Consider the following 12029-nt stretch of genomic DNA (forward strand, 5'->3'; position numbering starts at 1 on the left):
TCATGGATCGGACGGCGCGCGGCACCTCCCGCCGCACCGTCGGACTCTTCGTCCTCGCGGGCGTCGGCGTCGTCCTGCTGAGCGTCCTCGTTCCGATCCAGAGCCTCCTCTACGGCACCGTGCTCCCGGCGTCGTTCCTCCTCGGAGCCGCGGTCTGTGGCGCGCCACTCCTGTCCGTCGTGCTCCCACGCGTCGCGGTCGTGCTGTTCTCCGCGGCGGCCTTCGTGCTCCCGCTGGTCGCCTCGCCCGACCACGATCCGGTGTGGCCGTGGCCATGGTCGGTGCCCGCGCTCATCGCCTTCGCCGTGTTCGTCGGTGTCGTCACCTTCCTCCACGACTGGCTGCTGGGACTCATCCCGTTGCTCGTCGGCATCGCGGGCTCGCTCGTCGCGGCGCTCCTCGTCCCGTCCGCCGCCGACGCGACCGCCATGGCCGCGGACCTCATCGTCGCGTCATCCGTCGCGGGGGTGGCGTACCTCGTGGCGTTGCTCGTCTCGGGACGCGTGCGGGTGGGGGAGGAGCTGACCCGGGAGCGTGAGATCTCCGCCGCCGAGCAGTCCCGGCGCGTGCTCGTCGAGGAGCGCACCCGGATCGCCCGCGAGCTCCACGACGTGGTCGCGCACAGCATGTCTGTCATCCAGGTGCAGGCCTCGACGGCGAAGTACCGCGTGCCCGGCCTCGCCGAGGACGCCGCAGCGGAGTTCGACGACATCGCCGCCACCGCGCGCGGCTCGCTCGTCGAGATGCGGCGTCTGCTCGGCGTCCTGCGCACCGAGGACCAGGTCGCAGAACTCGCGCCGCAACAGGGCCTGGACGACCTCCCGGCGCTCGCCGACGGTCTGCGTCGCGTCGGCGCCGACATCACCCTCTCGATGCACCGCGGCGACGAGGGTGTCCTCGTCCCTCCGACCGTGCAGATCGCGGCGTTCCGCATCGTGCAGGAGGCGATGAGCAACGCCGTCCGACACGCACCGGGCGCGCCCATCGTCGTCGACGTGCGGGTCGATGCGACCGCGGTGCAGCTGCGCATCCACAACGGTCATGCGCAGGGTCCTGGGGAGCACGGCGCCGGACACGGCCTCCGCGGCATGCTCGAACGCGCCGCCCTCCTCGACGGCACCCTCGACGCCGGCCCCGACGGCGCAGGCGGTTGGCTCGTGACGGCCGTGCTGCCCACCGGCGAGCCGACCTCGACGCCATCCCGCCCCCGATCCAGCTCGACGAAGGACCGCCTGTGACCATCGACGTCCTCATCGCCGACGACCAGGCCATGGTCCGAGCCGGGTTCGCCGCGCTCCTCGACGCCCACGACGGGATCCGGGTGACGGGGCAGGCCGCGAACGGTGCCGAAGCGGTCACGCTGTCGGCGCGGCTCGACCCCGACGTCATCCTCATGGACGTCCGCATGCCCGAGCTCGACGGCATCGAGGCGGCGAAGCGCATCCTCGGCCCGGGCTACCCGGCGGCGAAGGTCCCTCGCATCATCATGCTCACCACCTTCGACATCGACGACTACGTCTACGACGCCCTACAGGCCGGGGCGAGCGGCTTCCTCCTCAAGGACGCGCTGCCCGAGGATCTCGTGCACGCCGTGCGGGTGGTCGCGGCCGGTGACGCACTGCTGGCTCCCAGCGTCACCCGGCGGATGATCGCCCAGTTCGCCGCGCAGAAGCCCCGCGCCTCGCATGGCGCCGCGCGGCTGGCGGAGCTCACCGAGCGCGAGCGAGAGGTGCTCGTCCTCATCGGCCATGGGCGGTCGAACAGCGAGATCGCCGCGACCCTGTTCATCGCGGAGCAGACCGTGAAGACCCATGTCGGCAAGGTCCTCGCGAAGGTCGGCGCGCGCGACCGCGTGCAGGCCGTGATCTTCGCCTACGACACCGGACTCGTCGCCCCGTCCTGACCCGGACTCCGCGCGTCGGCGCCTCACCCCTGGGTACGGGGCGCGACGACACCGCCGGGTGATGTGCCCTTCGGTACCGCGTTCATAACCTCCTCGGACATCACCGAGGAGGACCGTCATGGCCATCACCCACACCCCACCGCAGCTCGCCGAACCAGGGCCCAGACCCGCGCTCGCATCCGCAGTCGTCGTCTTAAGCGTCCGCGACACGGGCATCGACCTCGTGCGTGCCTGCTGCATCGTCGGGGTCGTCGTCCTGCACGCGATGATGGTCGGCGTGACGGTGACCGCCGCCGGCCCGGTGTTCGAGAACGCGAGCGACGGCACGGCGTGGATCGCGCCGCTCAGCTGGGTCCTGCAGGTCATGCCGCTGTTCTTCGTCATCGGCGGGTTCGCGGGGTTGATCGCCTTCCGTCGGCAGCGGTCGCGAGGGGTGCCGGCCTCGGCGTTCGTCGCGGCACGGCTGCACCGCCTGTTGCTCCCCGCGGTCGTGACCATCGGCTGTGTGGGAGCCGCACTCGCGATGCTGACTCTGGCCGGTGTCCCCGCCGACCTCGTCGCCATGGCAGGCTTCCGGTTCGGCCAGCCCCTCTGGTTCCTCGGCGTCTTCCTGCTCTGCCAGGCACTGCTGCCCGCACTCGCCGCCGCCCACGAGCGCGCACCGCTCCGGTCGATCGTGTCGCTCGCCGCGGCCGCCGTGCTGGTCGACGTCCTGCGCGCTGCCACCGGCGTCGACGCCCTCGGATTCCTAAACCTCGTCCTCGTCTGGACCGCGCTCCAGCAACTCGGGTTCTTCCTGGCGGACGGCTCGATCGGCGCGCTCAGCCGGCGTGTCCGGGCGCTCGCCAGTGTCGGGGCGGTCGTCGTCCTCGTCGTCACCTGGTGGACCGGCGTGTACTCGAGTGACCTCATCGCGAACATCAACCCGCCCACCGCGGCGCTCCTGCTCGTCGGCGTCGCGCACACGGCACTGCTGTCGCTCCTGCGGGACCGGCTCACGAGGCTCAGCCGGCGGCCCAGGGTCGCGGCGGTGACGGCCTTCGTCACCACGCGGGCCATGACGATCTACCTCTGGCACATGCCCGTGCTCCTCGCCATGGCCGGCGTGTCCGCCGTGTTCGCACTGACGACCGGCATCGCCCTCCCCGCGCCGGACAGCCTCGGGTGGTGGTTCGGACGGCCCCTCTGGCTGGCGGTGGCACTGACACTGACCGCACTGGTCGCGACGGTGTTCGCCCGCGTCGAGGCGGTTCCGAGCCCGGTCGCGACCGGTGCACGACGGCGACTCGCGATCGCAGTCCTCCTGGGGCTGGGCGCGATCGTGGCGCTCCTCGTGATCGGTACGACGGTGCTCACCGCGGTGCTCGCCGTCGTGCTGATCCTCGCCGCGTTACTCCTGAGTGCAGAGACCGTCGCGGATCGTCGCAGCCAGCGCCGAGCGCCGACGGTCGTGGACCTCGGGTGCGTCGGCGGACGTGGCGACGACCGTCATGGACGCCTGCGCCCACGTCGCCGCGGTCGAGATGAGTAGCGCCCAGACGTCGGCCGGGTCGAGGTCGGGACGGATCGATCCCGCTCGCTGCTCAGCCTCGATGTCCCGGAGATGACGGAGGTCGTGGTCCTCGAGGCCGCTGTAGAGGTACCCGGTGCTCTCGCGTTCGAGCCGCTTCCACATGACGAGGCGGGCGAGCGCAGGATCGGCGAGGTAGTCGTCGTACAGCCTGGCCGCGTACTCGGGGAGCTCGGCCGCCGTGAACGGCACCCGATCGCCGTTGGCGATGACATGCGCGTCGAAGACGGCGTCGAACAGCTGGTCCTTGGCGCCGTAGTAGGCGTAGATCATCGGCTTGCTCATGCCTGAGCGCTGGGCGATCCTGTCCACCCGTGCGCCGGCGATGCCGTGGGTGGCGAACTCCTCGGTCGCGGCGTCGAGGATGCGCTGACGAGTCTGTTCTGCGGTGTTCATCGATCGAGTGTATCGATGCTACCAACTAGTAGGTAGTATCGACCGCATGCGCACAACCGCCCTCATGTCCACGGCCGCCCCTCGGTCGCTCCAGCAGACCGTCATCGAACGCCGCGAGCTCCGACCGGACGACGTCGATGTCCGCGTCACGCACTGCGGCGTCTGTCACAGCGACCTGCACGCGCTCGCCTCCGTGGGCCCGGGTGCGGGGCTCGTGCCCGGTCACGAGTTCGTCGGCGAAGTCGTCGCCGTCGGCTCGGACGTGACGTCCTTCGCGCCCGGCGACGCCGTCGCCGTCGGCAACATCGTCGACTCGTGCGGAACCTGCACGATGTGTCTGCGCGATCAGGAGAACTTCTGCGTCGAGTTCCCGACGCTCACGTACGCCGGCCGCGACCGCGTCGACGGCAGCACGACGCTCGGCGGGTACTCCGGGCGCTACGTCGTGCGCGACAGCTTCGTCTACCACCGCCCGACCTCCCTCGACCCGGCCGGTGTCGCACCCCTGATGTGTGCGGGCATCACCGTCTGGGAGCCACTTCGCACCAACGGCGTGGGGGAGGGGACGCGACTCGGCGTCGTCGGCCTCGGGGGTCTCGGTCACCTCGCCGTCCGCCTCGGTCGCGCGCTTGGCGCCGAGGTCACCGTCTTCACGACGTCTGAGGGCAAGGCGACCGATGCGCTGCGGCTCGGGGCGTCCCGAGTGGTGGTCTCGACCGATGCCGACGCCATGGCTGCGGCAGCCGGCAGCCTCGACCTCGTCATCGACACCGTCTCGGTGGAGCACGATCTCGTGCCGTATCTCCGCGTCCTCGACCTCGACGGGACGCTCTGCTCGCTCGGCTACCTCGGCCCGATCGACATCCAGGCCATGGACCTGCTCCTCGGCCGGAAGCGTCTGACGGCGGCCGGGAGCGGTGGTCGCCGGTGGACGCAGGACCTCCTCGACTTCTGCGGCACCCACGGCGTGACAGCGGACGTCGAGGTGGTCCCGGCAGCCGACGTGGACGTCGCGCTCGATCGGCTGGCCCGCAACGACGTCCGGTACCGCTTCGTGCTGGACCTCGCCGACATCGACGCCGAGCTCGCCTGACGATCAGGCGTTCGCGGTCGTCGCCTGTCGTCCCATCACGCCGTCGAAGAACGCCGCGAGCTCCGCGGTGGCCGTGAGCGGGAGCACGTGGGCGACGTACTGGTCCGGACGCACGACGACGACGGCACCCGCTCGGTCGACGCCGCGCTCGGCGAAGATGTCGACGTCGGGATGGCGGGCGTAGACCTTCTCGTAGTCGATGAGGTCGAACGGGCCGACGCGCGGCAGGAACACCGGCGGGACGGCGCCGAGGTCGATGTCGGTGTGGCGCTGTTGGTAGACGATCTTCACGTCGAACCAGTCGTCGGCCAGCACGCCGTCGGGGACCAGGTGGAGGGGCGACTCCGGTGCGTCCTGCAGCCAGGCAGCCAGCTCCGTCGATCGGCCCGACGACGGCGAGGCGTCATCCGCGAAGACGTAGATCCGCCAGCGCCCGTCGGCCGTGGCGTGGTGTCCGAGATGGATGTGGTTGGCATCCGCGACGCGCGAGGTGAGTGCGGACTTGAACCGCTTGCCGATCGGGAAGCCGCTCGCGAGGTGCTGGTGGGTCGCCTCGCCGACGATTTCCGACGGGGTGTACTCGGTCATGAAGCCCGCCGGGAACTCCGCCGTCCGTACGTAGAAGTCGGCGAGCTCGGAGGGATCGTCGAACTCCTCCGGCCGCTTGGCCATGAGGCTCGACCACTCGCGGTCGAAGTCGATGAGCTCCCGGGCGACGACCTGACGCTCGGCCGAATACGTCGCCAGCAGGCTCTCGGGGCTCCGGCCCTCGAGCACGTGGCCGAGCTTCCACGCCAGGTTGAAGCCGTCCTGCATCGACACGTTCATCCCCTGCCCGGCCTTCGCGCTGTGGGTGTGACAGGCGTCACCGGTGATGAAGACACGCGGCGTGCGCGAGCCGAGTTCGTCGATCGGGACGTCGTCGAAGCGGTCCGTCAGGCGATGGCCGACCTCGTAGACGCTGTGCCAGGCGACATGCTTCACGTCGAGCCGGTAGGGGCTCAGGATGGTGTTCGCGTGGTCGATGATCTGCTCGATCGAGGTCGACCGCACGGCCTCGCTGCCGCCCGACGGCACCTCGCCGAGATCGACGTACATCCGGAAGAGGTGTCCGCCCTCGCGAGGGATGAGCAGGATGCTGCCGCCGGAACCCGACTGGATGGCGCACTTCGTGCGGATGTCGGGGAAGTCGGTGACGGCGAGGGCGTCCATGACGCCCCACGCGTGGTTCGCCTGGTCGCCGGCCAAGGTGCAGCCGATCGCCTGGCGGACGGCACTCCGGGCACCATCGGCTCCGATGACGTACTTCGCGCGGACGGTCCTGGTCTCGCCGGCGGACTCGTCGCTCGTGTCCAGCAGCGTGACCGCGACCGGGTACTCCGCGTCGTCGTCGATCTCGAGTCCCTGGAACGCCCACCCGTAGTCGGGTCGCATCCGGGTCGGGGCGTTCGCCATGTACTCGGCGAAGTAGTCGAGCACTCGGGCCTGGTTCACGATGAGGTGCGGGTACTCGCTGACGCCGGTGGTGTCGTCGAGTGGTCGGGCGCCGCGGACGATCCGACCTGGGTCCTCCGCGTCGGGCTGCCAGAACGCCATCTCGGTGATGCGATACGCCTCGGCGGTGATGCGCTCAGCGAAGCCGAAGGCGTCGAAGGTCTCGACACTGCGGGCCTGGATGCCGTCCGCCTGACCGATCGCGAGGCGTCCCGGTCGACGCTCGACGATGCGCGTGGTGATGGACGGGAAGCGGGACAGCTGGGCGGCCGCGATCATGCCCGCCGGCCCGCTGCCGACGATGAGGACGTCGACCTCGTCCGGGAGGTCCTCGGGTCGATCGACCCCGACGCCCGCTGCGGGCAGGACCCGCGGATCACCGGAGACGTAGCCGTGGTGGTGGAACTGCATCGATTCCTCACTTCATCGTCAAGAATTCGATAATGGAACACACTGTTCGCTTATCGCACGGCAGACACTACCCTGCACCGGCGCACGGTGGAAGACCGTTCGCCGGTGCAGGTGCAGCTCGAGTCGCGGGAGCTCAGTCCTTCGTCGCCCAGGTGCCGAGGTCCTTGACCTCGATGACCGTGGGCAGGGCGTCCTTGTCGCCGAGGAAGGCCTGGCAGGCGACGAGCGGGGCGTCGGGGGATACCCCGGCCGTCGCGTTGCCGTCCGGAGTGCAGTCGAACTGCCCCAGGACCTTGATGGGCTGGTAGGTGCCCGTGCCGCTGAGCTTCCATTCGTCCGTCGTCGGCACGGGGAGTGCGGAGCGGTCGGCGTCCTTGATGTCGCCGTCCGTCAGCGTGACCGAGTAGGTGACGAAGTACGGGGTCTTCCCCTCGTCCGACGGCGTCGACTGCACGCCCATCTCGGCGAGGTCGCTGAGCTTCCCCTCCCGGACGTCGTCGATGGCGAACGACATCTCGACGCCCGTCCCGACCTCGACGGCCACACCCGTGCCGAGCGCCAGGGCGTCGTCGGGGGCTTGCTGCGGGCTCGAGCACCCGGTCAGGGCGATTCCGACGGTCGCTGCGACGAGGGCGGTCAAGGCGAGGGTGCGGTGCATGCGGATCATGTCATCGACGGTATCGGGGACGGCCGCCCGAGGCCTACGGGGACAACTCCCCATCTGTCGGAGAGGAAGCGCGACGCGCCGTCGTCCAGTGCCCCGGTCGGTCGAGGGCGGTCGGCAGGAGCGTCGACTCGTCGCCGAGAGCCGCGTCGAGCTGCATCTGGGTGAGGAACAGGGCGTCCGAGAGGTCGGCTCCGTCGAGTCGTGCACCGCGGAGATCGGCGCCGAGCAGGTCGACGCCCGCCAGGTCCGCTCCACGGAGGTCTGCGCCGATGAGGATAGCCCCGCGCAGGTCTGCTCCGCACAGACGACGAGTGCGCAGGTCGCGGCCGGCGAGGTCTGCCGAGGGGTGGAGGTCGTCGTCCGGCTCGGCGTCGTCGCCGGCCAGGTACCCGCCCCGCGCCTCCTCGCTGACGTCGATCAGCACACTTCGGATGTCAGCGCGGAGGGACTCGACGTCGCAGGCGAGGATCTGGGAGGTGCCGCTGTCGAGGATCCGCTGGATCCCGGTGCGGAGTCGGCCGATGTGCACCACCAGGTCTGACGCGGCCGTCCGCTCGGCGGCTTCGACGAGGTACCAGCGCATCTCCTGCAGTCGGCGCACCACGGAGAACGTGGCGAACATCTCGGCGCTCGTCTCGGGGCGTTCCCGCCAGCTCGTGCCGCCGAAGAGCTCCTGCGAGACGAGTTGGCCCGCGCCGAAGCAGTCGAAGACGGTGCATCCGCGGAACCCTCGCGGGCGCAGGGATTCATGGATGGTGCAAGAGAAGTCGTCTGCGAGATTGAGGCAGGGCGTGCCTGCCGGTTTGTCGATCGGGAAGTCGGTCGATCGTTGGAACCCGAAGGCGGTGCAGCAGAGCGCGAAGCAGTCAGCGCAGTTCGCGCGAAGAGCCGAGCGGTCGTCGGAGGGGGTGGAGGAAGCGTCGATGGACGTCATGCGTGGGTGTTCTTTCCGGAGTGGTTTCGAGTGGGGGCCGGGGTGCAGGGGAACTCCGCAGGGAGCTCCCGTTCCGGGCGCACGAAATCACCGCCCCTCGTGGGAGGAGCGAACGGGTGTCGCTGAAAGGCCTCTGGGTCACAGAGCGAAAGAACGGTTCACTGCCCTCAGGGTATCGGAGGGCGTCGGATCGGGCCTACGGCCAGATCCGTGATCGCGCCGTCGCCAGCCGGGTCTTCCAATCGGTGGGCGCCTTCTGGCGCCACCAGATCACCGATGTGCGCAACCCATCAATGACGGCCACCAGCGCGGCTCCGAACATCACGATGGCAACCCAGGACGGTATGCCGTCGGACACAGCAACAACCGGAGTCAACGCGAGAAGGATGGCCGCAAGGGTGAGGGAGACCGCAACCCGGATCACTGCGCCCACGATGCCTGCAGGGATCGCCTCCGGATCCGTGCCGCCTCGCAGATCATTGTCCATGGTCCGCCTTCCGCCTGACTTCATTGTGGCCGCTCGCGACCGGCTTGCCTACGTCCTGAGCGCAGAGGTGTTCTCAGCCCAGGTCGCGTTCCCGCGCCGCACGACCATTCCGACGCGTCGATGGAGACAGTCCGGTGCTGCGGGGTTTCGCTCGCGGGCGTTCAGTCCCGGATGAGCTGGTTCAGTGCGGCCCAGCCGAGCGTGGGCGGTGATGCGGGAGCCGCATCGGGCGTCTCGAGCATCGCCGTCGCCCACTGCTGCGCGAGGCTGTAAGCGGCTTCCGCGATCGACGAACCAGCGCTGATGCGACTCGCGCCGGCTCTCGCGAGCTCGCTGATCGTCAGCGTTCCCGGACCGAAGGCGACGTTGAGTGGCAGGGTCGTCGCATCGGCGAGCCGCTCGATCGTGTCGGCTCGGAGGGCACCGAGCACGAAGATCCCGCTCGCGCCGGCCCGTGCATACGCGGCGGCACGCGTCACCGTCTCGTCGAACCAACGGTCGTCTCCGATGTCGCCGAGTCGATGCGTGTCGATCCGGGCGTTGATGAAGAGGGGGATACCGGCCTCGTCAGCGGCAGAGCATGCTGCCGCGATCCGTCGTTCTTGTTCCGCGATCGGGCGGAGCGAGTCCTCGAGGTTCACGCCGGAGGCGCCCGCGTCGATACAGGAGGCGATCGAGCTGGCGACCTCGTCCGGTGTCTCTCCGTAGCCGCCCTCGATGTCCGCGGTGACCGGGACGGACACCGACGATGCGATCCGTCGCACGGTATCGAGGGCGACGTCGCGAGTCAGCTCGTTCCCATCGCGGTACCCGAGCGACCAGGCGACCCCGGCACTCGTCGTCGCGATGGCGCGGGCGCCGGACGCCAGGACGGTGCGGGCGGAGGCGACGTCCCAGGCGTTCGGCAGGATCAGCGGGTCTCCGGGTACGTGCATCGCCTGCAGGGCGAGCGCGCGTTCGAGCGGTGTGGTCATCAGGCAAGTCCAGCACATCTCGCCTGGCCGTTCGACCGCGTGGGTGGCTGAGACCCAGGGGGTCAGCGGACGGAAGGCGTGAGGGCTGAGCTCAAGCGGGACATCGGGATCGCGCCGGGGAACGGCTCGCGCTTCGGCTCCCAGCCCGGGTTGGCCGCCCGCAGCTCTGCGATCTTCCTCGTCTGCCCGTCCCAGATCCTCGTGAGGACGTTGCCGGTGCGTCGGCTCAGCATCGTGGTGATCAGGTTGAGCGGCGAGATCGGGACGGGCATCTCGACGTCGAGCAGGATGCAGAGCCGACCCGAGTACAAAAACTTCGGATCGTGGTTCACGAACCACCCGCCCCCGGCGATCCGCAGGTAGGTCTCGCCGATGTATCGCGTGGCACCGTCGTTGAAATCGGTGTCCTGCTCCTGCGCGAAGGCGTGGCGGTCCGGCCAACGGTGGAGGATGAGCCGCTCGAGGGAGACGAGCGAGTCCCGCGAGTAATCGGTGACGACCTCGCGCGGTGTGAGGAAGTCCTCGAATCGTGCGAGGCGCGGGTGCATGATCTCCAGCCACTCGATCAGCAGCTTGTGCTGCTCCGGTGCGTGTGGTTGCTCGCCGGTCTCGGTGTGTCCGTCGTCGTCCATCCCTCGAACGTACGCGGTGCGCGACGGGCAGGGAATGGGGACATCTCCCCTCGGTGTGGTTGGCTGGGCCGCACCTGATTGAATTCGTCCCCCTAGGAGGTAGCCGTGCGTGTCTTCGGTGTCTTTGCCCTCGTGCTCGCCGCCGTCGGCCTCGTGGTCGCCTCGCTGGTCGTGATCGGCAACCCGGATCTGGCCGCACCCGGTCCGCAACTCCTGCCGTACCAGGCGTACGACTCCTGGCGCTTCACCCTCGGCCTCCTCCTGTGGGGTGCGGGTGTCTGGCTCGCGGTCGGCATCCTCGCGGTGTCGCGTCAGCCGGGGCTCGCCTGGCTCGTGCTGCTCGCGTTCATCCCGCTACTCGTGGTCGACCTGATCGGCGGCGGGCTGATGCCGAGCTTCGTCCTGGCGCTCCTCGCAGTCGTCGTCCTCGGGCTCGTCGTCCCGGTGATCGTCGGGGTCGTCGGCGTCGCGATCGGCGGGGCTGCCCGGCGTCGGAAGCTGCGGACAGCACCGACGGCCTGAACCGTTCGGCCGGCGCTTCCGCTACCGCGCACCCTCGAAGGTCTGGGTGCCGAGGACGGCGAGCAGCTTGAGCTTGCCTGCGGCCTCGGTGTGCGGTGCGGCCGTGAGGACGAGGAGTGCCTGCGACTGGTCCTCGGTGAACAGGGCCTGACAGTCCAGCTCGATGGGGCCGATCTCGGGGTGGATGAGCACCTTGTGGTCCTCGAACCGCCGCCCGACCTCATGCGTCGCCCACAGTCGCCGGAACTCCTCACTGTGCCCGGAGAGCGCCTCGACGATCTCGCCCGCCGGCGACTGCGCCCCCAGCGAGCCGTAGGCCGCACGGAGTGACGCGACCTGCGCTCGGCTCTGCCGGTCCCGGTCCTCGGAGGGGTATCGCTCGCGTTCCTCCGGGTGCAGGAACCAGCGGTAGATCGCGCTGCGTTCCAGGCCCCGGTACCGGCTCGCATCACCGAACAGCGCCCGGGCAGGATCGTTCTGGACGAGCGTCTCGCCGAGCGCCGACAGGATGAGCGCGGGTGCGTCGGTGAGCCGGTCGAGGACGCGCAGGAGCGCCGGCGCGACGTAGTCGGTCGCTGCGAGGCGGGTCGGCGCGTTGTGTCCGGCGATCCGGTACAGGTAGTCGCGTTCCTCGGCACTCAGCCGGAGCGCCCGCGCGAGCGAACCCAGCATCTGCGTGCTCGGCTGCGGACCCCGCTGCTGCTCGAGCCGCGCGTAGTAGTCGGTCGACATCGCTGCGAGCTGCGCGACCTCCTCGCGTCGGAGCCCCGCCGTCCGTCGCCGAGGTCCGCTGCTCAGACCGACGTCCGCGGGCTGCAACGTCGATCGGTGTCGGAGGAGGAAGTCGGCGAGCGCTGGGCGATCCATCCCGCCAGTATCCGCCTCCGCGGCCAGGTGATCCAGGGATCGCGGATCCATGGATCGCCGCACCCTGGTGCGGCCGTCG

Annotated in this window: 12 protein-coding genes and 1 pseudogene; 5 read left to right on the forward strand and 8 right to left on the reverse strand. The window is 69.8% G+C overall.

Features of this window, described 5'->3' with window-relative positions:
- Nucleotides 1–2: 2 nt before the first annotated feature.
- From IFR14_RS02575 to IFR14_RS02585, 3 genes are all read left to right on the forward strand, one after another.
- Nucleotides 3–1238 carry a sensor histidine kinase gene (locus IFR14_RS02575; RefSeq protein WP_249406887.1) on the forward strand — a complete coding sequence of 412 codons (1236 nt, stop codon included), beginning with the start codon at nt 3–5 and terminating at the stop codon, nt 1236–1238.
- On the forward strand, nt 1235–1903 hold the full coding sequence (locus tag IFR14_RS02580; RefSeq protein ID WP_086472721.1) for a response regulator: 669 nt from the start codon (nt 1235–1237) through the stop codon (nt 1901–1903). Before IFR14_RS02575 ends, IFR14_RS02580 begins: the two co-directional genes overlap by 4 nt.
- Before the next feature lie 118 nt (nt 1904–2021).
- Complete coding sequence (locus tag IFR14_RS02585; protein WP_191940118.1) at nt 2022–3434, forward strand: acyltransferase family protein; 1413 nt, start codon at nt 2022–2024, stop codon at nt 3432–3434.
- Here the strand turns inward: IFR14_RS02585 and IFR14_RS20725 are convergent.
- Nucleotides 3381–3869: pseudogene (locus IFR14_RS20725) on the reverse strand (TetR family transcriptional regulator); the annotation flags it as partial. The gene IFR14_RS02585 and the pseudogene IFR14_RS20725 overlap by 54 nt on opposite strands.
- 46 nt (nt 3870–3915) lie before the next feature.
- Between IFR14_RS20725 and IFR14_RS02595 the strand changes: the two are divergent.
- A complete protein-coding gene (locus IFR14_RS02595) occupies nt 3916–4962 on the forward strand; it encodes an NAD(P)-dependent alcohol dehydrogenase (protein WP_191940119.1) in 1047 nt (348 codons plus the stop codon).
- Nucleotides 4963–4965: 3 nt separating this feature from the next.
- Here IFR14_RS02595 and IFR14_RS02600 read toward each other — a convergent pair whose 3' ends face one another.
- The 6 genes from IFR14_RS02600 to IFR14_RS02625 form a co-directional block, all read right to left on the reverse strand.
- Complete coding sequence (locus tag IFR14_RS02600) at nt 4966–6867, reverse strand: FAD-binding monooxygenase (protein WP_191940120.1); 1902 nt, start codon at nt 6865–6867, stop codon at nt 4966–4968.
- A 133-nt stretch (nt 6868–7000) separates the two neighbouring features.
- Entirely contained in the window at nt 7001–7534 is a 534-nt protein-coding gene (locus IFR14_RS02605; protein ID WP_137242698.1) for a hypothetical protein, read from the reverse strand.
- Nucleotides 7535–7568: 34 nt separating this feature from the next.
- Entirely contained in the window at nt 7569–8468 is a 900-nt protein-coding gene (locus tag IFR14_RS02610; protein ID WP_191940121.1) for a pentapeptide repeat-containing protein, read from the reverse strand.
- Nucleotides 8469–8664: 196 nt separating this feature from the next.
- Entirely contained in the window at nt 8665–8955 is a 291-nt protein-coding gene (locus tag IFR14_RS02615) for a hypothetical protein (RefSeq protein WP_137242696.1), read from the reverse strand.
- 161 nt (nt 8956–9116) lie between these two features.
- Nucleotides 9117–9929 (reverse strand): isocitrate lyase/PEP mutase family protein, encoded by an 813-nt coding sequence (locus IFR14_RS02620; RefSeq protein ID WP_191940122.1) that lies wholly within the window; start codon nt 9927–9929, stop codon nt 9117–9119.
- A 62-nt stretch (nt 9930–9991) separates the two neighbouring features.
- The gene (locus IFR14_RS02625; protein WP_191940123.1) at nt 9992–10561 is read right to left on the reverse strand and encodes a hypothetical protein; all 570 of its coding nucleotides are present in this window, start codon (nt 10559–10561) and stop codon (nt 9992–9994) included.
- 105 nt (nt 10562–10666) lie between these two features.
- Between IFR14_RS02625 and IFR14_RS02630 the strand changes: the two genes are divergently transcribed.
- Nucleotides 10667–11083 (forward strand): hypothetical protein, encoded by a 417-nt coding sequence (locus tag IFR14_RS02630; RefSeq protein ID WP_191940124.1) that lies wholly within the window; start codon nt 10667–10669, stop codon nt 11081–11083.
- A gap of 21 nt (nt 11084–11104) precedes the next feature.
- Here IFR14_RS02630 and IFR14_RS02635 read toward each other — a convergent pair whose 3' ends face one another.
- Nucleotides 11105–11950: a helix-turn-helix transcriptional regulator gene (locus tag IFR14_RS02635; protein ID WP_191940125.1), complete on the reverse strand. Its 846-nt coding sequence runs from the start codon at nt 11948–11950 to the stop codon at nt 11105–11107.
- Nucleotides 11951–12029 lie beyond the last annotated feature (79 nt).

Origin of the sequence: Plantibacter sp. CFBP 8775, from assembly GCF_014839505.1 — a bacterium.
Classification (GTDB): Bacteria; Actinomycetota; Actinomycetes; order Actinomycetales; family Microbacteriaceae; genus Plantibacter; species Plantibacter auratus.